This is a genomic window from Streptomyces sp. NPDC057877, from assembly GCF_042796855.1.
In the GTDB taxonomy this organism is placed as follows: Bacteria; Actinomycetota; Actinomycetes; order Streptomycetales; family Streptomycetaceae; genus Streptomyces.
The window spans coordinates 337,588-360,776 of the sequence record NZ_JBHVMS010000005.1 but is presented as its reverse complement, the minus strand read 5'-3'; the positions used below and the strand labels follow the sequence as shown (position 1 = coordinate 360,776).

General features: G+C 72.4%; 18 protein-coding genes. 11 read left to right on the top strand and 7 right to left on the bottom strand.

From position 1 onward, the window contains the following. Positions 1 to 123: 123 nt before the first annotated feature. From ACFVQG_RS16660 to ACFVQG_RS16650, 3 genes are read right to left on the bottom strand one after another with little or no spacing between them, the layout of a single operon-like run. Entirely contained in the window at positions 124 to 753 is a 630-nt protein-coding gene (locus tag ACFVQG_RS16660) for a TetR/AcrR family transcriptional regulator (RefSeq protein ID WP_383382688.1), read from the bottom strand. Between the two features lie 59 nt (positions 754 to 812). Further along, a complete protein-coding gene (locus ACFVQG_RS16655; protein WP_383382685.1) occupies positions 813 to 2,897 on the bottom strand; it encodes a YhgE/Pip family protein in 2,085 nt (694 codons plus the stop codon). Then, positions 2,869 to 3,750, bottom strand: a complete 882-nt coding sequence (locus tag ACFVQG_RS16650) for an ATP-binding cassette domain-containing protein (protein ID WP_383382682.1) — start codon at positions 3,748 to 3,750, stop codon at positions 2,869 to 2,871. The genes ACFVQG_RS16655 and ACFVQG_RS16650 overlap by 29 nt, the downstream gene beginning before the upstream one ends. A gap of 170 nt (positions 3,751 to 3,920) precedes the next feature. Between ACFVQG_RS16650 and ACFVQG_RS16645 the strand changes: the two genes are divergently transcribed. From ACFVQG_RS16645 to ACFVQG_RS16635, 3 genes are all read left to right on the top strand, one after another. Then, on the top strand, positions 3,921 to 4,487 hold the full coding sequence (locus ACFVQG_RS16645) for an SAV_6107 family HEPN domain-containing protein (RefSeq protein ID WP_383382679.1): 567 nt from the start codon (positions 3,921 to 3,923) through the stop codon (positions 4,485 to 4,487). Between the two features lie 193 nt (positions 4,488 to 4,680). After that, positions 4,681 to 5,451, top strand: a complete 771-nt coding sequence (locus ACFVQG_RS16640; RefSeq protein WP_383382676.1) for a methyltransferase — start codon at positions 4,681 to 4,683, stop codon at positions 5,449 to 5,451. A 277-nt stretch (positions 5,452 to 5,728) separates the two neighbouring features. Then, a complete protein-coding gene (locus tag ACFVQG_RS16635; protein ID WP_383382675.1) occupies positions 5,729 to 6,133 on the top strand; it encodes a DUF3040 domain-containing protein in 405 nt (134 codons plus the stop codon). A 186-nt stretch (positions 6,134 to 6,319) separates the two neighbouring features. Here ACFVQG_RS16635 and ACFVQG_RS16630 read toward each other — a convergent pair whose 3' ends face one another. The 4 genes from ACFVQG_RS16630 to ACFVQG_RS16615 all read right to left on the bottom strand — a co-directional run bounded on the left by ACFVQG_RS16630 (position 6,320) and on the right by ACFVQG_RS16615 (position 12,084). After that, on the bottom strand, positions 6,320 to 8,803 hold the full coding sequence (locus tag ACFVQG_RS16630; protein WP_383382672.1) for a DUF3488 and DUF4129 domain-containing transglutaminase family protein: 2,484 nt from the start codon (positions 8,801 to 8,803) through the stop codon (positions 6,320 to 6,322). Further along, positions 8,800 to 10,176 carry a DUF58 domain-containing protein gene (locus ACFVQG_RS16625; RefSeq protein ID WP_383382669.1) on the bottom strand — a complete coding sequence of 459 codons (1,377 nt, stop codon included), beginning with the start codon at positions 10,174 to 10,176 and terminating at the stop codon, positions 8,800 to 8,802. Before ACFVQG_RS16625 ends, ACFVQG_RS16630 begins: the two co-directional genes overlap by 4 nt. Further along, positions 10,176 to 11,207, bottom strand: coding sequence for an AAA family ATPase (locus ACFVQG_RS16620; RefSeq protein WP_383382666.1), 1,032 nt, complete (start codon positions 11,205 to 11,207; stop codon positions 10,176 to 10,178). Before ACFVQG_RS16620 ends, ACFVQG_RS16625 begins: the two co-directional genes overlap by 1 nt. Before the next feature lie 265 nt (positions 11,208 to 11,472). Further along, entirely contained in the window at positions 11,473 to 12,084 is a 612-nt protein-coding gene (locus tag ACFVQG_RS16615) for a beta-class carbonic anhydrase (RefSeq protein ID WP_383382661.1), read from the bottom strand. A 406-nt stretch (positions 12,085 to 12,490) separates the two neighbouring features. Here ACFVQG_RS16615 and rsmH point away from each other — a divergent pair, with 406 nt between their 5' ends. The 8 genes from rsmH to ftsW all read left to right on the top strand — a co-directional run bounded on the left by rsmH (position 12,491) and on the right by ftsW (position 23,183). Continuing rightward, entirely contained in the window at positions 12,491 to 13,447 is a 957-nt protein-coding gene (rsmH, locus tag ACFVQG_RS16610; protein WP_383382658.1) for a 16S rRNA (cytosine(1402)-N(4))-methyltransferase RsmH, read from the top strand. Between the two features lie 21 nt (positions 13,448 to 13,468). Continuing rightward, on the top strand, positions 13,469 to 14,071 hold the full coding sequence (locus tag ACFVQG_RS16605) for a hypothetical protein (protein WP_383382655.1): 603 nt from the start codon (positions 13,469 to 13,471) through the stop codon (positions 14,069 to 14,071). Positions 14,072 to 14,076: 5 nt separating this feature from the next. Further along, positions 14,077 to 16,032 (top strand): peptidoglycan D,D-transpeptidase FtsI family protein, encoded by a 1,956-nt coding sequence (locus tag ACFVQG_RS16600; protein WP_383382653.1) that lies wholly within the window; start codon positions 14,077 to 14,079, stop codon positions 16,030 to 16,032. Positions 16,033 to 16,192: 160 nt separating this feature from the next. After that, a complete protein-coding gene (locus ACFVQG_RS16595) occupies positions 16,193 to 17,713 on the top strand; it encodes a UDP-N-acetylmuramoyl-L-alanyl-D-glutamate--2,6-diaminopimelate ligase (RefSeq protein ID WP_383382650.1) in 1,521 nt (506 codons plus the stop codon). 4 nt (positions 17,714 to 17,717) lie between these two features. Then, positions 17,718 to 19,133 (top strand): UDP-N-acetylmuramoyl-tripeptide--D-alanyl-D-alanine ligase, encoded by a 1,416-nt coding sequence (gene murF / locus ACFVQG_RS16590; protein ID WP_383382647.1) that lies wholly within the window; start codon positions 17,718 to 17,720, stop codon positions 19,131 to 19,133. Further along, complete coding sequence (gene mraY, locus ACFVQG_RS16585; protein WP_383383827.1) at positions 19,133 to 20,203, top strand: phospho-N-acetylmuramoyl-pentapeptide-transferase; 1,071 nt, start codon at positions 19,133 to 19,135, stop codon at positions 20,201 to 20,203. Before murF ends, mraY begins: the two co-directional genes overlap by 1 nt. After that, positions 20,185 to 21,603 carry a UDP-N-acetylmuramoyl-L-alanine--D-glutamate ligase gene (gene murD / locus ACFVQG_RS16580; protein ID WP_383382641.1) on the top strand — a complete coding sequence of 473 codons (1,419 nt, stop codon included), beginning with the start codon at positions 20,185 to 20,187 and terminating at the stop codon, positions 21,601 to 21,603. Before mraY ends, murD begins: the two co-directional genes overlap by 19 nt. Before the next feature lie 221 nt (positions 21,604 to 21,824). After that, positions 21,825 to 23,183, top strand: a complete 1,359-nt coding sequence (ftsW, locus tag ACFVQG_RS16575) for a putative lipid II flippase FtsW (protein ID WP_383382633.1) — start codon at positions 21,825 to 21,827, stop codon at positions 23,181 to 23,183. Positions 23,184 to 23,189: the final 6 nt, after the last annotated feature.

Sequence of the window (23,189 nt, the reverse complement as noted above, 5' to 3'; positions counted from 1 at the left end):
GAACGGGGGAACCGAGGGCCCGACGGGGGAGCAAGAGGGAGCGCCGGTCCGGGCGTGGCCCGCGGGGGACGCGGCCACATCCTGGACCGGCGCTTTCGTATGCCGAGACCGCCGGGCGGGGGCCTACCGGTGGCCGCTCACCCGGCCCTGGAGCAGCCGGGACAGGGCCGCGTGGACGTCGTCCAGGGAGCGCTCCGGCTGGAAGGCCTGCCAGTCCAGGGCGGCCACCAGGACCATCCCGACCAGTGCCGCGGCGGTCAGCGGGATGTCGATCTCCTCGCTGAACTCGCCGCCCGCCACCCCGCCGACCAGCACCTCCTCGACGACGGCGACGACCTGCCCGCGCACCACCATCAGCGTGGACTGCCAGGCGCGGTTGGTGCGCCACAGCTCGGCGACGTACAGCTGGGTGAAGGCGGGGTACTGGGCGATGAAGCCGAGGCCCGCGCGGATCATCGCGTCCAGGGCGTCGACCCGGGTGCCGCCGCTCCGCGCGGTCTGGTCGGCGGCCTCCTTCAGGGAGGCGGTCAGCAGTCCCACGCCGTGCCGCAGCAACTCCTCGAAGAGGACGGACTTGCTGGCGAAGTTGTAGTAGACGGTGCCCTTGGCGACCCCGGCCCGCTCGGCGATCTCGTCCACCGTCGTCGCGGAGAAGCCCTGCTCGGCGATGAGCGTGACGGCGGCCTCGTAGAGCTTCTGCCGGGTGGCCTCGCGACGGGTGCCCGCCCCCGGCGTGGCGCTGCTGCTTTCCATGGCCCTGATTCTCACAGGAGCCGCGGCCCGGGACCGTACCGGCCGCTTGGGAGGCGTGGTCACAGGCTCAGCTCCGGGTGCAGCCGGTCCAGCGTCCACACCTGGCGGCCCCGGGCCGACAGGGCGGTGAGCGCGAGGGCGGCCACGGTGAAGGCGGCCAGCACGGCGCACGCCTGCCAGACGGGTTCCAGGCCGCCGCCCGTGATCAGCCTGCGCAGGGCCTCCACGACGTAGCTCATCGGCAGCCAGGGGTGGATCGCGTTGAAGAAGCCCGGGCTGGTCTGCACCGGGTAGGTGCCGCCCGCGGAGGTCAGCTGGAGCATCAGCAGCGCCAGTACGAGGATCCGGCCCGCCGCCCCGAAGCGCGCGTTCAGCCACTGCACGATCGCCGCGAAGCAGGCCGTCACCAGGAACAGGAAGGCCACCGTGCCGCCCGCGCGGGCCATCTCCAGGCCGACGGCCCAGTGCAGCACCGCCATCAGGCCCATCGTCTGGAGCACCCCGATCGCCAGCACCGGCAGCCAGCCCGCGAGGGCGATCCGCCAGGCCGACGCCCCGGCCGCCAGCGCCCGCCGGTTCAGCGGCGCGATCAGCATGTACGCCACCATGGCGCCCACCCACAGCGACAGCGGGATGAAGTACGGGGCGAAACCGGTGCCGTAGTTGGGCGCCTCGTGCAGGGACCTGGCGGCGAGCTGGACCGGGTCCGCCATCACCTCGGTGCGCGCGTCGCGCTCCCGCTCGTCGTAGTCGGGGATCTTCTCGGCGCCGTCGTGCAGGCCCCCGGCGAGTTCCACCGACCCGTCGACGAGCTTGTACATACCGCCGCTGAGGTCGTCCGCGCCCGTCTTCAGATCGCGCACGCCCTCGTCCAGGTCGACCGCGCCGGTCTTGGCGGTGCCGAGGCCGGAGCGCAGGTCCTCGGCGCCGGTGGCGACCTTCCCGGCGCCGTCGTTCAGCGCGTTGATCCGGGAGACGGCGTCGGCGAGGTCCTCCGACAGGTGCGGCGCGCGGTCGGCGAGCGCCTGGGCCTGCTTCTCCAGGGTGGCGAGGTGGTCGTCGAGGGTGTCCAGGTCGCCGTCCTGGTCGGCGATCAGCGTGTTCACGTCCTCCGCGATCGTCGCCGCGTCCGCCGCCGCGTCCCTGGCCTTCTCCAGATCGCCGCAGGCCGCGTCGGGCAGCACGGCGTCCTCGCAGCGCGCCCCGTAGACGCCGTCCAGCGTGTCCGACGCCGCGCGGGCGTCCTTCGCCGCGGTCGGCGCCGTCTTCACCAGCGTGTCGAGGTTCTCCCGGATCGTCCCGGCCGAGTCGGCGACGAGCTGGGCGGTGTCCCCGATGGTCCGCTCGTTGTCCTTGAGGAAGGGGCCCACCTTCCCCGCGACGCCGTTGACCTTGTCGGCGAGCTTCTGGGTGCCCTCCGCGACCTTCCGGGAGCCGTCCTCCAGGCCGTCCGCGCCCTTGTGGAGCTTCTTCAGGCCCTTCACCAGCGAGCCGCTGCCGTCCTTGGCGTCCTTCAGTCCGGCGGCGAGGTCCTTGGAGCCCTGCTCCGCCCGGCCGATGCCGCCCTTGAGCTTGTCGGCCCCGTCCGCGGCCTTCACCGTCTCGCCGTGGATGTCCGAGAACGAGATGAAGATCTTGTCCAGGAACGACCGCGACGCCTTGGTGGAGGCCGCCGTGCGCACCTCGCTGAACACCGTCCGTGAGATCTGCCCGACGATGTAGTTGTTCGCGTCGTTCGTACGCACCTGGAGCGCGCTCGTCCGCGGGGAGCCCCCCGAACTGGACGCGATCCGCGCGCTGAAGTCCTCCGGCATGGTCAGCGACAGGTAGTACCGGCCGTCCTCCACCCCCGCGCGGGCCTCCGCCGCGCTCACCTCACGCCAGTCGAAGACCTCGCTGTCCTTCAGGCCCCGGACGATGTCGTCGCCCGCCTCGACCCGCCGCCCGTCGACGGTCGCGCCGCTGTCGTCGTTCACCAGCGCCACGGGCAGCCGGTCCAGCCTGCCGTACGGGTCCCAGAAGGACCACAGGTACAGCGCGCCGTACAGCAGCGGCAGCAGCAACAGCGCTACCAGGGCGGCCCGCGGCAGCTTCCCCCGGCCGAAGCGCCGCAGCTCAAGCGCGGCGAGCAGCGGCGAGCGCATCGTCGGCCTCCTTCACTTCGTCGTGCTCGGTGTCGGTGTCGGTGTCGTCGTGCTCGGTGTCGGTGTCGGTGTCGGTGTCGGTGTCGTCGTGCTCGGTGCCGGTGCCGGTGCCGGTGCCGGTGCCGGTGCCGGTGCCGGTGCCGTCGTGGCGCGCGGCCGGTGCCGTGGACACGACGACGGCACCCTCGGGGGCCTCGCTGCACACCGCCACCACCGTCGTCCCGGCCTCGGCGAGCGCCCCGAGCAGCGCCCAGACCTCGCGCCGCTCGGCGTCGGAGAGCTTCAGGTCGGTGTCGTCGACCCCCAGCAGCCGGGGGCGCCCGATGAGCGCCAGCGCGATCGACAGCCGCAGCGCCTCCAGCCGCTCCAGATCGCGTACGGCGGTCCGCGAACCCTTGGGCAGGGCCGTCCGGTCGAAGCCCACCGCGTCCAGGGCGGCGTCGATCCGCAGCCGCGCCTCGTTCGCGCGCTCGGCACGGGGCCGCAGCAGCCCGCGCAGCGAGTCACCGAACCGGCTCTGCAGCAGCGCCCGTTCGCGCAGGTGCTCCCCGACGGTGAGCGCCGGGTCGAGGTCCGTGACGCCGGAGACATGGGCGAGGGCGCTGACCCGGCGCAGGGCCGCCAGTTGCTTCGGCAGCCGGGCGTCGCCGACGACGGCCGTCCCCTCGGCCGCCTTCATCCGCCCCGTGAGCGCGAGCAGCAGACAGGTGCGGCCTGTCCCCGACGGTCCCTCGACGGCGATGAGCGAGCCGGGCTCCGCGGTGAAGGAGACCCCTCGGAAGGCCCACCCGCGGGGGCCCTTCACCCCGAAGTCCTCAGCGGTGACGGCGAGTCCCCGCACCGATTCCCCCACGCTTCCCCCTCTGGTGTCGGCGGCATTTTTTGAACTGACTGGTCAGTGCAAAAGCTAGCCCGAACCTTCGATCGAGGCAAAAGCGCAGGTCAGAACGGATTGTCAGTGCCATACCTCACGATGGGCACATACGGCACCCATGCCGTTACCCAGACGACAGGAGGTTCGTCATGGCCAACTCGTCCGCAGCCGCCGCCCGTCGGCGCCGCGCCACCGGCCCTGCCCCCTCACTGACCGGCCCGGCGAGCGATGTGCACCCCGTGCTCCGCCGGGCCACGGCCCCGCCCGCCGCGCTCGACCTGCTCGCCCAGGCCCGCGCCGGACTCGACGAGGCCGCCGTCCTCGAAACCCCGAACGAGCGGTACGCGACGGCCCACCTCGCCGCCCTGCGCACCGCCGCCGCCGTGCTCGCCGCACGGGGGCGCCCGGAGCCCACGTCCCGGCGCCGGACCAGGATCCGGAGCGCCTGGGAAGTGCTCCCCGAGATCGCGCCCGAGCTGACCGAGTGGAGCGCGCTGTTCGCGTCCGGAGCCCGGCGCCGTGCCCGGGCCGAGGCGGGCATCCAGGGCGCGGCCAGCCGCCGGGACGCCGACGACCTGATACGCGACGTGGCGATGTTCGTCCGCATCGTCGAGCGCATGCTGGTGCTCCAGCCGGTCCTCCCGCAGCCCCGTCAGGACGCGGAGGAGACGGACGGCCCCCGCCGCCCGGCCCAGGACATGCCGGACGCCGGATGACCGGCCGAGGGCCGCCCAGGACCGGGCACGGGCGCCGACCTCGGGCGCCCGGTACCGGAGTGCCCGGGCGGCGGGCCCGAGGCAATAGGGTGGGGAGCGCCTGAAGCCCTACCTGTCCGGCTCCCGGACGAGGCGGGGCAGACCGTTCGCTCCGCCGTGGAAAAGGGCGGTGCCGCGCCGAGGAGTCACTGCCGTGTCGGACCCGATGCGACCCCGAACCTCCCTCCGTACCGCCGTGGTGTGGGAGGTCCTCCAGGACGCCCTGGACCGGCGGGTGAAAGCCACGGGCCGGGAGTCGCTCGACGTCCTCGACACCGGCGGCGGCAGCGGCAAGTTCGCGGTGCCCGTCGCCCGCCTCGGCCACCGCGTCACCGTCGTCGACCCCAGCCCGAACGCCCTGTTCGCGCTGGAGCGCCGCGCCGCCGAGGCCGGGGTCGCCGACCGGGTCCGCGGTGTGCAGGGCGACGCCCATGGTCTGTTCGACGTCGTCGAGCGCGGCGGCCATGACGCGGTGCTCTGCCACGGCGTCCTGGAGTACGTGGACGACCCGGCCGAGGGCGTCCGCAACGCGGTCGCCGCCCTGCGCCCCGAAGGCGTCCTCAGCGTGCTCGCGGCCGGGCTCGGCGGCGCCGTGCTCGCCCGCGCCCTTGCCGGGCACTTCACGGAGGCCCGGCAGGCCCTCGGCGACCCCGACGGCCGCTGGGGCGAGGGCGACCCCATGCCGCGCCGCTTCACCGCCGAGCAGCTCACCGCACTGGTCGAGGGCGCGGGCCTCAGGGTCGGCGCCGTGCACGGCGTGCGGGTCTTCGCCGACCTCGTCCCCGGGGTGCTGGTGGACACCGAGCCCGGCGCCCTCGACGCCCTGCTGAAGCTGGAGGCCGCCGCCGCCGAGCTTCCGGCGTTCCACGCGGTGGCCACCCAGCTTCATGTGCTCGGTGAGACCCAGGGGGCGGCCGAGGGCTGACCCGCCTCCCGTGGCGCGCCGCTGATCAGGGACTTGGCTGCACATGGAGTACGCCACAAGCCCCCCGATCGGCGGCCAGTCGCCGTATGATCGAGGGAGACCACCCGGCATGACGGGTCGGCTGCCGGGGAATCCAATCCTCAGCGAGCCGGACCGACCATGGCGGATTCCGGTTGGCCAATTGGCGTAGAGGGGCGGGTTTCACGGGGGCGATTCCCTGCCTATCCTGAAGGGACCCCCCGGGTCGCCCCGGCGACTGCACGATGAGGAGGACTCCGTGCCGCTCTCAGAGCACGAGCAGCGCATGCTCGAGCAGATGGAGCGAGCGCTGTACGCCGAAGATCCCAAGTTCGCGACAGCGCTTGAGGGAAGCGGGCTGCGTACGTACACCCGGCGACGGGTCTACCAGGCGGTCGCGGGCTTCCTCGTAGGTATCGCGCTCCTCATGGCCGGAATGGTCGCCAAGCAGGTCTGGCTCAGCGTGGTGGGCTTCCTGGTCATGCTCGGCTGCGCGGTACTCGCGGTGACCGGCTGGCGCAAGGCACCCAAGCCGGGCGAGCAGCCCAGCGGCGGTGGCGGCGGCGGCCGAGCGTCCCGACATCAGGGACGCCAGCGACGCTCCATGATGGATCGCATCGAGCAGCGCTGGCAGCGGCGCCGTGACGAGCAGGGCGGTCACTGACCACTCCCGGCGGCTCCAGCGGCTTTTGATCATGCACGCTTGAGGGGGTTACCACCGTGAGGCGGTAACCCCCTCAAGCGTGCGCGTACCCCCGGATGTCGCACCCAAGGACGCGAGAACGCGAAGGGCGTCCGCTCATCGAGCGGACGCCCTTCGCGTCGTGGTGTGCGGCCGTCCCCGTCGGTGTCAGACGCCGCGCTGTCCGGACGGGCGGGGCCGCCGCAGCAGCGCCGTCAAGCGTTCGGCCCAGCGGGCCCTGAGGGCCGTCCAGCGGTCGGAGAGGTCCCACAGCGCCCGAACGGCCGAGCGCGGCGCCAGCACCGCCCGTACCCGCGTGGGCCAGCTCGCCCGGGACCGCAGCGCCGTACGCATACCGCGCACATCGTCGGCCAGACCGCTCACCGCACGGGGCCGTGGGGCGAACAGCACCTGCTCGACAGCACCGGCGACCCGGTGCACCGACTGGGCCGTCACCTCGTCCAGCTCCCCGAGCCGAACGATCCGCGCCGCCGCCTTGCGTGGGGTCAGCGCGTCGTCCGGTGTGATGCCGTAGTCCCAGGCGGTGTCCGTCAGCTCCCGCCAGACCGCCAGGACATGCCCGGTGGCCACCTCGGCGGGCGGCTCGTCCAGCACCACCCCGGGCAGGCTCTCCCCGTCGATCCCAGCGGTCCCCCCGCCGGCCACCGCGCTCGCCGTGGCCGGGGCGTGCCGGGCCGAGGCCAGCCGGACCGTGCGCCGTCTGATCCGCCACAGCATCGGCAGCAGCGGTACGGCGACCAGCGCCGCGCCCAGCAGCACCCAGCCCGCGGTGCGGTACCACGGCGCCCCCGAGTCCTCCGGCGTGCCCGGGTCCAGCGGCAGCGCGCCGCCGCACACCTCCCGGCGCTCGTCCTGCGGGACACAGCTGGTGCTCTCCGACGGCTCCGCGGACGGCGCCGCGTCCGACGGCCGGGCCACGTCCGGGACGTCCGGAACGCTGTTGCCGGGGGCGTTGGGCACGGTGTACGAGGGCGTCGTGCCCCGTGTGGGCGTCGGCTCGAAACGGGTCCAGCCCACGCCCTCGAAGTACAGCTCCGGCCAGGCGTGCGCGTCGCGCAGCCCCACCGACACCGTTCCGTCGCCCTGCGGGGTGCCGGGGGCGAAGCCCACCGCGACCCGGGCGGGTATGCCGAGGGTGCGGGCCATCGCCGCCATCGAGAAGGAGTAGTGGACGCAGAAGCCCCGCTTGTCCTCCAGGAAGCGGGCGATCGCCCGGGAGCCGTTGCCGACCTCGACCTCGGTGTCGTACTGGAAGCCGCCGTTCACGGCGAAGTAGTCCTGCAGGGCCACCGCCTGCTCGTAGGGGTTGCGCGCGCCGTCGGTGACCTGGCGGGCGGTGCCCGCCACGACGTCGGGGAGCGAGTCGGGTATCTGGGTGTACTCGCGCTGCAGCGCCCCCGGCGGCTCCGGCGCGTCGGCCAGCTGCTGGGCGGTCGGCTGCACGTCGACGCTGCGCACCTCGTAGGTCAGACCGCGGGTGTTCTGGCCGTGGTCGCCGACGAGGGTCATGCCGACCGGTTCGTACCGCCAGTTGCCGTCCACCTGCACGTCGCTGGGCGGGTACGGCATCGGCAGCCAGTCCTGCGCGTACCAGTCGGCGGTGGTGATGCGGGTGCGGACGTCGGAGGTCCGGACGGTCGAGCCGAGGCCGACCGGGGTCGGGAAGTCGTCGGGCACGGCGGTGATCTGCCGCTTGGCGGGCTTCCAGGTGGTGCCGTCGAAGTCGTCCAGGGAGACGATCCGCAGATACAGGTCGGAGATGTCACCGGTGCTGGTGCGCACGGAGAGGACCTGGCGGTCCTCGTCCACGTTCAGGCTGTCGCGCAGCGAGACCAGCGGGTTGACCGCGGAGATCGTGCCCCCGCCGCCGCCCCCCGCGCCCACGCCGCGGCCCGCGCCGTCCAGCAGACCGCCGTTCATCGCGGGCAGGGCCAGCGGGACCACCAGGGCGATGCCCAGCGCCACCGCGCCGATCCGCCGCCCGGACCGCACCGGCGCCACCGCGCCGCCGGGCTCCAGGCCCGGTGCCCGCGCCGGACCGCCGAAGACCCGGCCCCACTGCGACAGCCGCTCCCGCCCCTCGGCCAGCAGCAGCATCAGATAGCCGATCGCGGCGATCAGGAACCACACCCACTCACCGCTGCCCTCGGACAGCCCCGCGGCCACGGAGTACAGCGCGAGCAGCGGCAGCCCCGCCGGGGCGGCGTTGCGGAAGGTGGCCGCCAGGACGTCCACCGCCAGGCCGATCACGAGGACACCGCCGATGAGCATCAGCTCGATGCCGTCGGACAGCGGCGCGGGGATCGCGTACCGGCTGACGTCGTCCGTGCCCTGTTGCAGCAGGTCGGAGAGGAAGCGGAAGACCTCGGGGCCGGGGACGAGCCCGGCGAGCGCGTACTCACGGGCGAAGACCAGGGTCAGCAGCATCAGGGTGACCAGCGCCTGGACCAGCACGGTCAGCGGCCGGGGCAGCGGCACCCGGCGGCCCGCCGCGCCCACGCCCGTCTGGATGGCCAGCAGGATGGCCGCCTGGAGGAACCAGGTGGCCGTGTCGACCAGCGGCAGCAGGGCGCAGGCCGCCATCAGGGTGGCCGCCATCCCGCCCAGTGCCATCCGTGCCGGTCCGCTCATGACCGTCCCTCCCCACCGCTCGGCCCGCCCGCCGCGGCCAGGCCCGTGCGCTCCCGGTCCATCTGGCGCCACAGGTCGCCCAGCGCGGCGCCGCGCGGCACGCTGACGGCCGTCCAGCCCGCCTCGCGCAGCAGCCGCAGCCGCTCCTCGCTCCGGTGGAACGCCTGGGGTGCCTCGGTGGGTTCCCGCACCCAGCTCTCGCTGTCCAGCACGAAGGCGAGGGCGCCGCCGCTGCGTTGCCGCATCCGGGCGGCCACCGCGGCCTGTTCCTCGTCCAGGTCGCCGAAGAAGGCCACCAACAGGCCCTCGTTGCCACCGCGCAGCACGTCGTAGGCGCGGGACAGGCTGGTGCCGTCCGAGTGGTCGATCACCGCGAGGGTGTCCATCATCAGCCCGGCCGCGTCCGCCGACTCCTGGCTGGCGCCCGCGAACCCGTCGGCGCCCTCACCGGGCACCGAGCTGCCGGTGTCCGTCAACAGCCGTACGGAGAAGCCGCGTTCGAGCATGTGGACCAGCACGGACGCGGTGCCCGACACGGCCCACTCGAAGGCCGAGTCCGGGCCCGCGCCCTGGAAGGCGAGGCCGCGGGTGTCGAGCAGCACCGTGCAGCGGGAGCGCTGCGGCTGCTCCTCGCGGCGCACCATCAGCTCGCCGTAGCGGGCGGTGGAGCGCCAGTGCACGCGGCGCAGGTCGTCGCCGTAGCGGTACCCGCGCGGGATGATGTCGTCCTCACCCGCCAGGGCGAGCGAGCGCTGCCGTCCGTCGCCGTACCCCGTCGCCTCGCCGGTCAGCCGCACCGGCGGCAGCGGCTCCACGCGCGGGATCACGGTCAGGGTGTCGTACGTGGAGAAGGACCGGGTCAGCTCGCACATCCCGAACGGGTCGGTCAGCCGCAGCTGGAGCGGGCCCAGCGGGTAGCGGCCGCGCAGATCGGAGCGGACGCGGTAGGACACCTCACGGCGCCCGCCCGCCTCCACCCGGTCGAGTACGAACCGGGGGCGCGGGCCGAGGACGTAGGGCACCCGGTCCTGGAGCATCAGCAGACCGGTGGGCAGCCGGGAGACGTTGTCCATCCGCAGATGGACGCGGGCCTCGGCCCCGGCGGACACCCGCGCGGGGGAGAGGCGGCGGCTGCCCGCCACCCGGTACCGGGTGCGGTACAGCACCAGGGCGCACACCAGCGGCAGCACCGCCAGGAGCAGTCCCACCCGCAGCAGGTCGCTCTGCCCGAGGACGTAGGCGCAGACCGCGGCGGCCACACCGGCGGCCAGGAACGAGCGGCCACGGGTGGTCAGACCGGCCAGGGCGGTGCGCACCCCGCCCTTGTCGCCCCGGTCGGGCTCCGGCTGGGCCGTCGTCCCGGCGGTGGTCATCACAGCCTCCGGGGCGGCTGCTGGCCGTACGGGCCGCCCTGGCCCAGCCCGAAGGAGTTCTGCTGGGGGCCCGCGGGGACCGGGGTGCGCTGGAGGATCTCCTGCACCACCTGCTCCGAGGTGCGGCGGTTGAGCTGGGCCTGCGCGGTGGGCAGCAGCCGGTGCGCGAGGACCGCCACGGCGAGGGCCTGCACGTCGTCCGGCAGCGCGTACTCCCGGCCGCTGAGGGCGGCGGACGCCTTCGCCGCGCGCAGCAGATGCAGCGTCGCGCGCGGCGAGGCGCCGAGTCTCAGGTCCGGGTGGGTACGGGTGGCGGCGACCAGGTCGACGGCGTACCGCCGGACCGTGTCGGCGACGTGCACGCCGCGCACGGCCTCGATCAGCTTGACCATCTCGTGCGCGTGCGCCACCGGCTGGAGGTCGTCCAGGGGGTTCACGCCGCCGTGCACGTCGAGCATCTGCAGCTCGGCCTCGGCGCTGGGGTAACCGATGGAAACCCGGGCCATGAAACGGTCGCGCTGCGCCTCGGGCAGCGGGTAGGTGCCCTCCATCTCGACCGGGTTCTGGGTGGCCACCACCATGAACGGGCTGGGCAGCTCGTACGTCTGCCCGTCGATGGTGACCTGGCGCTCCTCCATCGACTCCAGCAGCGCGGACTGGGTCTTCGGTGAGGCGCGGTTGATCTCGTCGCCGATCACGATCTGCGCGAAGATCGCTCCCGGCTTGAACTCGAAGTCCTGACGCTGCTGGTCCCAGATCGACACCCCGGTGATGTCGGAGGGCAGCAGGTCGGGCGTGAACTGAATACGGCGCACCGAACAGTCGATGGATCTCGCCAGCGCCTTGGCCAGCATCGTCTTGCCGACGCCGGGGACATCCTCGATGAGGAGGTGTCCCTCGGCGAGCAGCACGGTCAGCGAAAGCCGTACGACCTCGGGCTTGCCCTCGATCACTCCTTCCACCGAACTGCGGACCCGATCCACAGTGGCGGTCAGATCAGTGAGGCTCGCTCGATCGTCATAGGTCGTCACCCGGCCCTCCTCGGCCCGTTCTTTCCCGGGCCGACGCTCTGCGTTGCGTAACCGGCCCACCCCTGGAACACGGACACCACGCGGGAAAAGTTCCGCGTGACGCCACAACCGCATTCTTGCTGCCGTTACCGTTTCGTGTCACTCGCCTGTGGACAACTGGCAGCGATATGTCGGGCCTTACGGCCTTTTGTGCCGTGTGGAGCCCGGATTCCGGTCCGGATTTCGCGGAGAACGAGCGGGGTGGCAGCAGGTCACGCAGTATGCGTCATGCCGGGTCGACCTCACGCAGCAGCCCCGTCTTCACGTCGAAGACGAAGCCGCGCACGTCGTCGGAGTGCAGCAGGAACGGCGAGGTCCGCACCCGCTGCATCGACTGCCGTACGTCCTGGTCGACGTCCCGGAAGGCCTCCACGGCCCACGCGGGGCGCTGGCCGACCTCGTGCTCCAGCTCCTCGCGGAAGTCCTCGGTGATGGTCTCCAGACCGCACCCGGTGTGGTGGATCAGGACGATGCTGCGGGTGCCCAGCTTGCGCTGGCTGATGGTGAGGGAGCGGATCACGTCGTCGGTGACGACACCGCCCGCGTTGCGGATGGTGTGGCAGTCACCCAGCTCGAGGCCGAGCGCGGCGTGCAGGTCGAGGCGGGCGTCCATGCAGGCCACGACGGCCACGCGCAGGACGGGACGGGCGTCCATCCCGGGGTCGGTGAAGTCGGCGGCATACTGCTCGTTCGCCTCGACGAGGCGGTCGGTGACGGTGCCGCCGGCGCGGACGGCGCTCTCGGAGCCGGTGGTAACCGATGCAGAAGTCGTCATGGTGACGACGTTACTGGTCACACGCCGCCCCGGCCCCTTGTGAGAGCGGACAAAGAACATCAACGAGGCTTGTTGTGAGGTAACCCACAGGAGTGGCGTGGATACGCCCGTCCGAGTGATCCGGCCAGGTTCCGCACCGCGCGCACGCCGGTGGCCGCGACGCGCAGGCCGGTTGATTGACCGCGAGACAGGGTGGACTAAAGTGACGCGAAGCGGGAGGCGAGGTTCTCCCCGCTGGACTGATCCCCCGAGACCCCGGCGGTGTTCCGGAGATCTCCCCGCGTGCGCGCCGCGTACGTACGGCTCGGCCTCCACCCGCTCCGGTCGGCTGACGCTTCCGGCGCCGGCAGGCCTCCCCTTCACGAGCGGGCGGGGACCCGGCGGTGCGTGCGGGCGGGCCGGACCTGAGAGGCCCCAGAATCAAATGGTGCGCGAAGCGCATGCGAACACGGGCGGTGGTGGGCGACGGGTGGGACAGAGTCGACACGTCCCGGTGATGCTCCAGCGGTGCCTGGACGTGTTGGCCCCCGCCCTGGAGCGCCCCGGCGCGGTCGCCGTCGACTGCACCCTCGGACTCGGCGGACACAGCGAGGCGCTGCTCGCCCGCTTCCCCGAGGCCCGCCTGGTCGCCCTGGACCGCGACAAGGAGGCGCTGCGGCTCTCCGGCGAGCGGCTCGCGCCCTACGGCGAGCGGGCCACCCTGGTGCACGCCGTGTACGACGAACTGCCCGAGGTGCTCCAGCGCCTGGGCATCCCGCGCGTGGCGGGCGTCCTGTTCGACCTCGGGGTCTCCTCCATGCAGCTCGACGAGGCCGACCGCGGCTTCGCCTACGCCCAGGACGCCCCGCTCGACATGCGCATGGACCAGACGACCGGCGTCAGCGCCGCCGAGGTCCTCAACACCTACCCGCCGGGCGAACTGGTCCGCATCCTGCGGGCGTACGGCGAGGAGAAGCAGGCCAAGCGGATCGTCGCCGCCATCGTGCGCGAGCGGGACAAGGAGCCGTTCAGCAACAGCGCGCGGCTCGTCGAACTGATCCGGGACGCGCTCCCGCAGGCCGCCAAGCGCACCGGCGGCAACCCGGCCAAGCGCACCTTCCAGGCCCTGCGGATCGAGGTCAACGGCGAACTGTCCGTGCTCGAACGGGCCGTCCCGGCCGCCGTGAAGGCCCTCGACGTGGGCGGCCGGATCGCCGTGCTGTCGTACCACTCCCTGGAGGACCGGCTGGTCAAGCAGGTCTTCGCGGCCGGGGCCGCCACCACCGCGCCCCCCGGCCTGCCCGTCGTCCCCGAGCGCTACCAGCCCCGGCTCAAGCTGCTCACGCGCGGTGCCGAACTTCCCACCGAGGAAGAGGTCGCCGCCAACCGCCGGGCGGCCCCGGCACGACTGCGCGCGGCCCAGCGCATCAGGGAGGACGTCGAGTGAGCCGGACACGGGGGAGGGCGCGTGGGTAGGAAACCCGAACTGAAGGGGAGGGCCGCCCGGCTCGCCCGGCTCTTTCCGACCGGACCGGGGCACGGGTCCGGCCGCGGCCGGGGCGGGACACAGGCGGCGAAGACGCCGTTCGTCCTCCTCGTCGTCCTGCTCCTCGGAGGCGGGCTGATCGGACTACTGGTGCTGAACTCCGCGCTCAGCGAGGGATCGTTCAGACTGGACGACCTCCAGAAGGAGACGAAGGAACTCACCGACGAGGAGCAGTCGCTGCGCCGCGACATCGACGCCTACGCCGCCCCCGCCGCCCTCCAGCGCCGGGCCCGCGAACTGGGCATGGTGCCCGGCGGCGACCCCGCGTTCCTCAACCCCGACGGCACCGTCGAGGGCGTCCCGGCCCCGGCCCGCGCGACCTCCCGCTACACCCCGCTGGTCCTGGCACCGGAGGCGATGCCCACGGGCCCCACCGCCGTCCCGGAGCCGACGAGCACCCCGCAGACCACGAGCACCCCGCAGACCACGAGCACCCCGGAGATCCCGGCGGGCCCCCCGGCCGCACCCGCGCCCACCGACACGAGCACGCCCCTCCCCCTCCCCACCACAACCCCCGGCAGGTGACGGAAGTGTCCGACAGGGAACCGCCGCGTCGCCGGGTGCCCGGACCCGCCCGGCCCGTTCGTCCCGGTGGCCGTCAGCGCCCCGGACCCGGCGCCCGGCCAGCCCGGCGCCCCGCCCCGCCCCGCGGCCCCGCCGCCCCGCGCCCGCTGCGGCTCGGCAGCCCCCGGCCCCGGCTGCGCATGGTCGGCTTCGGGCTGACCCTCGTACTCCTGGTGTTCACCGTGCGGCTGCTCCAGGTCCAGGCCGTCGACGCCAGCGCCTACGCGGCCAAGGCCGAGCGGAACCGGTACGTCGTCCACACCCTGGCCGCCGAGCGCGGCCAGATCACCGACCGCACCGGGGTCGCCCTGGCCACCAGCGACGACGCCGAGGACATCACGGCCGACCCGACGATGTTCACGCGCGAACAGCTGAAGATCGGCGACGGTCCCGAGCAGGCGGCGGCCCTCCTCGCGCCGATCCTCGGCCAGGACCAGGCCGCGCTCGCCGAGAAGCTGCGCACGAAGAACACCCGCTACGTCCTGCTCGCCCGCCGTCAGACCCCCGAGGTCTGGAAGCAGATCAAGGACCTGAAGACCGCGCTCACCAAGAAGGCCGAGTACGACGACTCCACCGTCAACGTCCTCGCGGGCGTGTTCTCCGACCCCAGCAGCAAGCGCGTGTACCCCAACGGCGAACTCGCCGCCGGGATACTGGGCTGGGTCAACGCCGAGGGCAAGGGCGGCGGCGGCATCGAGCAGCAGCTGAACAAGGTGCTGGCCGGGAAGCCCGGCGAGATCCGCTACGCCCAGTCCGGCGGCCACCAGGTGCCCACCGTGGGCTCCCGGGAGACGCCCGCCGTACCCGGCTCCGACGTCGAGCTGACCATCGACCGCGACATCCAGTGGGCCGCGCAGAACGCCATCGCCGAGCAGGTGAAGAAGTCCAAGGCGGACCGTGGCTACGTCATCGTCCAGGACACCCGCACCGGCGAGATCCTCGCCATGGCCAACTCGCCCGGCTTCGACCCCAACGACCTCTCCCAGGCCGACGCCACCGCGATGGGCAACGCGGCCCTCCAGGACGCCTACGAGCCCGGCTCCACCGCCAAGCTCATGTCGATGGCCGCGGTGCTGGAGGAGAAGGCCGCCACGCCCGGCACGCATGTCGTCGTACCCAACCGCCTGCACCGCGGCGACCGGCTGTTCCGGGACGACATCGACCATCCGACCTGGTACCTGACGCTGAACGGGGTGCTGGCCAAGTCCAGCAACATCGGCACCATCCTGGCCGTCGGCCAGCTCGGCAAGACCCAGGCCGAGGCCAACAGGGTCCTCTACTCCTACCTGCGCGAGTTCGGCCTCGGCAGCTACACCGGCCTGGACTTCCCCGGCGAGACCAAGGGCATCCTCGCGCCGCCGGACCAGTGGTCCACCTCGCAGCAGTACACGATCCCGTTCGGCCAGGGCGTGTCCATCAACGCGATGCAGGCGGCCTCCGTCTACTCCACCATCGCCAACGGCGGCGTCCGCGTCGAACCCTCACTCGTGCGCGGCACCAAGGGCCCCGACGGACGCTTCACGCCCGCCCCGGAACCGGAGAAGAACCGGGTCGTCAGCGAGGAGACGGCGAAGACGCTCGCCAGGATGCTGGAGTCGGTCGTGGACGACGAGGAGGGCACCGGCACCAAGGCACGCATCCCGGGCTACCGCGTCGCGGGCAAGACCGGCACGGCCAACCGCGTGGATCCGGCCACCGGCAACTACCGCGGTTACACCTCGTCCTTCGCCGGGTTCGCGCCCGCGGACAACCCCCGGGTCACCGTCTACTGCGCCATCCAGAACGCCACCGAGGGCAGCTACTTCGGCGGACAGATCTGCGGGCCCATCTACAAGCAGGTCATGGAGTTCGCCCTGAAGTCCCTCCAGGTCCCGCCCACCGGGGCCCCGCCCGCGAAGCTGCCCGTCACTTTCCAGCCATGATCGTCCGAGCCACCAGGAACCACCCGTGACCACGATCACCCCCGATCCCGGGAACCAGGGCACGCCCCGCCCCCTTTTTAGCTCCCAGGCGGGTGCGCCCGGTACGCTCACCGCCGTGCCACACGCTGATCAGTCCCAAACCACCCAGAAGGGCGGTCCCGTGACCTATCCGGGCCCGCCGCGACCGGCCACGGTCTCCGCCACACCCCTCGCGGAACTCGCCGGACAGCTGGGTGTCACCGCCCCACCGAACGGCCCAGGGGTCACCGGCATCACCCACGACTCCCGCGCCGTCCGCCCCGGTGACCTGTACGCCGCCCTGCCCGGCGCCCGTGCGCACGGCGCCGACTTCGTCACCCAGGCCGCGGGCCTCGGCGCCGCCGCCGTGCTCACCGACCCGTCGGGCGCCGAACGCGCCGCCGCCACGGGACTGCCGGTGCTGGTCGTCGACGACCCGCGCGCGCGGATGGGCGAACTGGCCGCCACCCTCTACGGCCACCCCGGGAACGACCTGCTCCAGATCGGCATCACCGGCACCTCGGGCAAGACCACCACGGCCTACCTCATGGAGGGCGGCCTGCGCACGGCGCACAGCACCGGACTCATCGGCACCGTCGAGATGCGCATCGGCGAGGAGCGCATCAAGTCCGAGCGCACCACCCCCGAAGCCACCGACCTCCAGGCCCTGTTCGCCGTCATGCGCGAACGCGGTGTCGAGGCGGTCGCGATGGAGGTGTCCAGCCACGCCCTGGTGCTCGGCCGGGTCGACGGCTGCGTCTTCGACATCGGCGTGTTCACCAACCTCAGCCCGGAGCACATGGAGTTCCACTCCGACATGGAGGACTACTTCCGGGCCAAGGCACAGCTGTTCACGCCGAAACGCAGCAGACTCGGCGTGGTCAACGTCGACGACGAGTACGGCCGCAGGCTCGCCAAGGAGGCCACCGTCCCGGTCGTCACCTTCTCCGCCGAGGGCCACCCGGACGCCGACTGGCGTGCCGAGGACGTGCACGTCGGCCCGCTGGACTCGACGTTCACCGCGGTCGGCCCCGGCGGCCAGCGCGTGCGCGCGAAGTCGCCGCTGCCGGGCCCGTTCAACGTGGCCAACTCCCTCGCCGCCCTGGTCGCCCTCGCCGCGGCCGGGATCGATCCGCAGGGCGCCGCCGACGGCATCGCCGCGGTGCCGGGCGTGCCGGGACGGCTGGAGCGCGTGGACGCCGGACAGCCGTACCTCGCGGTCGTCGACTACGCCCACAAGACCGACGCCGTCGAATCGGTGCTGCGCGCTTTGCGCAAGGTGACCGAGGGCCGGGTGCACGTGGTGCTCGGCTGCGGCGGCGACCGCGACACGACCAAGCGGGCCCCGATGGGGGCCGCCGTGGCCCGGCTCGCCGACACGGCCGTACTGACCTCCGACAACCCCCGTTCCGAGGACCCGCTCGCGATTCTCGCCACCATGCTCCAGGGCGCGGCGGGCGTGCCCGTGCACGAGCGCGGCGAGGTGCTCCTGTTCGAGGACCGGGCCGCCGCGATCGCCGCGGCGGTCGCCCGCGCACGGCCCGGGGACACCGTGCTGGTCGCCGGCAAGGGTCATGAGCAGGGCCAGGACATCGCCGGGGTGGTGCGTCCGTTCGACGACCGCCAGGTGCTTCGGGAAGCAATCCAGCAGACCCAGGGATGAACTTGTGATCGCCCTCTCCCTCGCCGAGATCGCAGCAGTCGTCGGCGGGCAGACGCACGACATACCGGATCCGTCGGTCCGGGTGACCGGACCGGTCGTCCGGGACTCCCGCGAGGTGGAGCCCGGCAGCCTCTTCGCCGCCTTCGCCGGTGAACGCGTCGACGGCCACGACTTCGCACGGCAGGTGGTGGACGCGGGGGCGGTGGCGGTCCTTGGGACACGTCCCGTCGGCGTGCCCGCGATCGTCGTGGACGACGTCCAGACCGCCCTCGGCGCGCTCGCGCGGGAGGTCGTCCGAAGACTCGGCGCGACCCTCATCGGCCTCACCGGCTCCGCGGGCAAGACCAGCACCAAGGACCTGATCGCCCAGGTGCTGCGGCGCAAGGCGCCGACGGTGTTCACACCGGGGTCGTTCAACAACGAGATCGGGCTGCCGCTGACCGCGCTCAGCGCCACCGAGGAGACCCGCTTCCTCGTGCTGGAGATGGGCGCCCGCGGCATCGGCCACATCCGCTACCTCACCGGCCTCACGCCCCCGCGGATCGGCCTGGTGCTGAACGTCGGCACCGCGCACATCGGCGAGTTCGGCGGCCGGGAGCAGATCGCCGAGGCCAAGGGCGAACTCGTGGAGGCGCTGCCCGCGGCGGATGACGGCGGCACCGCGATCCTCAACGCCGACGATCCCCTCGTACGCGCCATGGCCGCCCGTACGAAGGCGAAGGTGGTCCTCTTCGGCGAGGCCGACGAAGCGGACGTACGAGCCGAGAACGTACGACTCACGGACACCGGACAGCCTTCCTTCAGCCTTCACACACCCTCCGGGTGCAGTGACGTGACCATGCGCCTGTACGGTGAGCACCACGTGTCGAACGCGCTCGCCGCGGCCGCCGTCGCCCATGAGCTGGGCATGTCCGCGGAAGAGATCGCCACCGCGCTCTCCGAGGCGGGCTCCCTCTCCCGCTGGCGGATGGAGGTCACCGAGCGCCCGGACGGCGTGACGGTCGTCAACGACGCCTACAACGCGAACCCCGAGTCCATGCGAGCCGCCCTGCGCGCGCTCGCGGCCATGGGCAAGGGGCGCCGTACGTGGGCGGTGCTCGGCAAGATGGCCGAGCTGGGGGACGAGGCGCTCGCCGAGCACGACGCGGTCGGACGGCTCGCCGTCCGGCTCAACGTCAGCAAGCTCGTCGCGGTCGGGGGCAGGGAAGCCGCCTGGCTGCAACTGGGCGCATATAACGAGGGTTCGTGGGGTGAGGAGTCGGTGCACGTGTCCGACGCACAGGCGGCGGTCGACCTGTTGCGCAGCGAGTTGCGCCCGGGGGACGTCGTGCTCGTGAAGGCGTCCCGTTCGGTCGGTCTCGAAGGCGTTGCCCAGGCGCTGCTCGAGACCGGTGCCGAGGGTGAGGTTGCCGCCCGATGATGAAGCAGATCCTGTTCGCGGGAGTCATTGGTCTGTTCCTGACGCTGATCGGCACCCCGCTGCTGATCAAGCTGCTGGCCCGCAAGGGCTACGGCCAGTACATCCGCGACGACGGCCCGCGCGAGCACCACAGCAAGCGCGGTACGCCGACCATGGGCGGTATCGCCTTCATCTTCGCGACGATCGCGGCGTACTTCCTGAGCAAGCTGATCACCGGCTACTCGCCGACCTTCTCCGGTCTGCTGGTCCTCGGTCTGATGGCGGGCATGGGCCTGGTCGGCTTCCTGGACGACTACATCAAGATCGTCAAGCGGCGTTCGCTGGGTCTGCGGGCCAAGGCGAAGATGGCGGGCCAGCTGATCGTCGGCATCGCCTTCGCGGTGCTCTCGCTCCAGTTCGCCGACAACCGCGGCAACACCCCGGCCTCCACCAAGCTGTCGTTCATCACGGACTTCGGCTGGACGATCGGCCCGGTGCTGTTCGTGATCTGGGCCCTGTTCATGATCCTGGCGATGTCGAACGGCGTGAACCTCACCGACGGCCTGGACGGCCTGGCCACCGGCGCCTCCGTCCTCGTCTTCGGCGCCTACACCTTCATCGGTGTCTGGCAGTTCCAGGAGTCCTGCGCCAACGCCCTGACGCTGACCAACCCCGGCGCCTGCTACGAGGTGCGCGACCCGCTCGACCTGGCGGTGGTCTCCTCCGCGCTGATGGGTGCCTGTCTGGGCTTCCTGTGGTGGAACACCTCACCGGCCAAGATCTTCATGGGCGACACCGGTTCGCTCGCCCTCGGCGGCGTCCTCGCGGGCCTGGCCATCTGCTCCCGTACGGAGCTGCTGCTGGCCATCCTCGGCGGCCTCTTCGTGCTGATCACCATGTCGGTGGTCATCCAGGTCGGCTCGTTCCGGATGACCGGTAAGCGGGTCTTCCGGATGGCGCCACTCCAGCACCACTTCGAACTCAAGGGCTGGTCCGAAGTCCTGGTGGTGGTCCGCTTCTGGATCATCCAGGGCATCTGTGTGATCGTCGGACTGGGCCTCTTCTACGCGGGATGGGCAGCGGACAAGTGACCAACTGGCAGGGCAAGCGCGTCACCGTCGCCGGACTGGGCGTCTCCGGCGTCCCGGCGGCCAAGGTGCTGCACGCCCGCGGCGCGCTCGTGACGGTCGTCAACGACGGCGCCGACGAACGGGCCCGGGCCCAGGCCGCCGAACTGGAGGCGCTCGGCATCACCGTCCGCCTCGGCGACGGCGCCACCCTGCCGGACGGCACCGAACTGATCGTCACCGCCCCCGGCTGGAAGCCCGACAAGCCCCTCTTCACGGCGGCGGCGAAGGCGGGCGTCCCGGTCTGGGGCGACGTGGAGCTGGCCTGGCGGCTGCGCGGCCCGGACGCGGCCCCCTGGCTGGCGGTCACCGGCACCAACGGCAAGACCACCACCGTCCAGATGCTGGCGTCGATCCTGCGGGCGGCGGGCCTGCGCACCGCCGCCGTCGGCAACATCGGCGTCTCCCTCCTCGACGTCGTCCTCGGCGACGAGGAGTACGACGTCCTGGCCGTGGAGCTGTCCAGCTACCAGCTCCACTGGGCGCCCTCCCCGCGCGCCCACTCCGCCGCCGTCCTCAACCTCGCCCCCGACCACCTCGACTGGCACGGCTCGATGGAGGCGTACGCGCGCGACAAGGGCCGTGTCTACGAGGGCAATCGCGTCGCCTGCGTCTACAACGTGGCCGACAAGGCGACCGAGGACCTGGTGCGCGCGGCGGACGTCGAGGAGGGCTGCCGGGCGATCGGCTTCACCCTCGGCACCCCCGCGCCGTCCCAACTCGGCGTCGTGGACGGCATCCTGGTCGACCGCGCCTTCGTCGAGGACCGGCAGGAGAACGCCCAGGAACTGGCCGAGGTCTCCGACGTCAACCCGCCCGCCCCGCACAACATCGCCAACGCCCTTGCCGCGGCGGCCCTCGCCCGCGCCTTCGGCGTGCCGCCCGCGGCCGTACGCGACGGCCTGCGGGCCTTCCGCCCCGACGCCCACCGCATCGCGCACGTCGCCGACGTGGACGGCGTCGCCTACGTCGACGACTCCAAGGCCACCAACACCCACGCGGCCGAGGCCTCGTTGGCGGCCTACGAGCCGATCGTGTGGATCGCGGGCGGACTCGCGAAGGGCGCCACCTTCGACGAGCTGGTCGCCAAGTCGGCACAGCGACTTCGCGGTGCCGTCCTGATCGGCGCCGACCGCACCCTCATCCGTGAGGCCCTTGCGCGACACGCCCCCGAAGTACCCGTCGTCGACGTCGACCGGACCGACACTGGGGCGATGCTCCAGGCGGTCCAGGAGGCGCGGCGGCTCGCGGAGCCGGGCGACACGGTGCTGCTGGCCCCCGCCTGCGCCTCGATGGACATGTTCGTCAACTACAACCAGCGCGGTGACGCGTTCGCGGAGGCGGTTCGCGAACTCGGCGCCTGACCCGGCCGCCTGCCGGGCGACCTTGGGAGGGACCGTGGGACGCGCGAAGCGCCATACGGCACGAACGTGCACCGGGGACACGCCGGGCGGGCCTGGCCGGTCGGGATCTCGTGGCCTGTCCGGCTCATCGAACACGCCCGTTTCATCCCGTCTGTCCGGTCCGGCTGGGTCATGCGCTCCACTCGGCCAGTCCGCGTCCGGTGCGCGGCCCGGGGGTAGCGATGCCCGGTAGCCGTACCGGGCGTCCGCCCGTGCAGCGGGGTGCCCGTCGGCCGGTTCCGCCCCGTACGCCGCGCGAGAACCCCGTGGCGCGGCTGACCACCCGGGCACGCCGTGCCTGGGACCGGCCGCTGACCGCGTACTACCTGATCCTCGGCGGCAGCCTCCTGATCACCGTGCTGGGCCTGGTGATGGTCTACTCGGCCTCCCAGATCACCGCGCTCCAGATGTCGCTCGGCGGCTCGTACTTCTTCCGCAAGCAACTGCTGGCCGCGGCCCTCGGCGGCGTACTCCTGTACGCCGCCTCCCGCATGCCGGTGAAGCTGCACCGGGCGCTGGCCTACCCGATACTGGCGGGCGCCGTCTTCCTGATGGCCCTGGTCCAGGTGCCCGGGATAGGGGTCGCGGTGAACGGCAACCAGAACTGGATCTCCGTCGGCGGTCCCTTCCAGCTCCAGCCGAGCGAGTTCGGCAAGCTCGCCCTGGTGCTGTGGGGCGCCGACCTGCTCGCCCGCAAGCAGGACAAGAGGCTGCTCACGCAGTGGAAGCACATGCTGGTGCCGCTCGTCCCGGTCGCCTTCATGCTGCTCGGCCTGATCATGCTCGGCGGCGACATGGGTACGGCGATCATCCTGACGGCGATCCTGTTCGGCCTGCTGTGGCTGGCGGGCGCGCCCACCCGTCTGTTCATCGGGGTACTGGCCGTAGCCGCGCTGATCGGCACGGTGCTGATCAAGACCAACTCCAACCGGCTGGAACGCTTCGGCTGCATCGGCGCCACCGAGATGGGCTCCGACGGCTCCTGCTGGCAGGCGGTGCACGGCATCTACGCGCTCGCCTCCGGCGGACTCTTCGGTTCCGGACTCGGGGCGAGTGTGGAAAAATGGGGCCAACTCCCTGAAGCGCACACCGACTTCATCTTCGCCGTCACCGGTGAGGAACTGGGCCTGGCGGGGACGCTGTCGGTACTCGCCCTCTTCGCCGCTCTAGGCTATGCGGGTATCCGCGTGGCCGGACGCACGGAGGACCCCTTCGTGAGGTACGCCGCGGGAGGCGTGACCACCTGGATCACGGCCCAGGCCGTGATCAACATCGGTGCGGTGCTCGGTCTGCTGCCGATCGCCGGGGTCCCGCTCCCGCTGTTCTCCTACGGGGGTTCCGCCCTGCTGCCGACCATGTTCGCCATCGGGCTGCTGATCGCCTTCGCGCGGGACGAGCCCGCTGCGCGGGCGGCGCTTGCGATGCGGCACCCCCGCTTTGGTAGAAAGCGGGGGACTGGAGGCCCGGTGTCGGACCGGAGCCCCCGGAGATGGAACACGATGCGACGGCGCGCCCCGGCGCGCTCGTCCGGAGAGCGGTGAATTTCG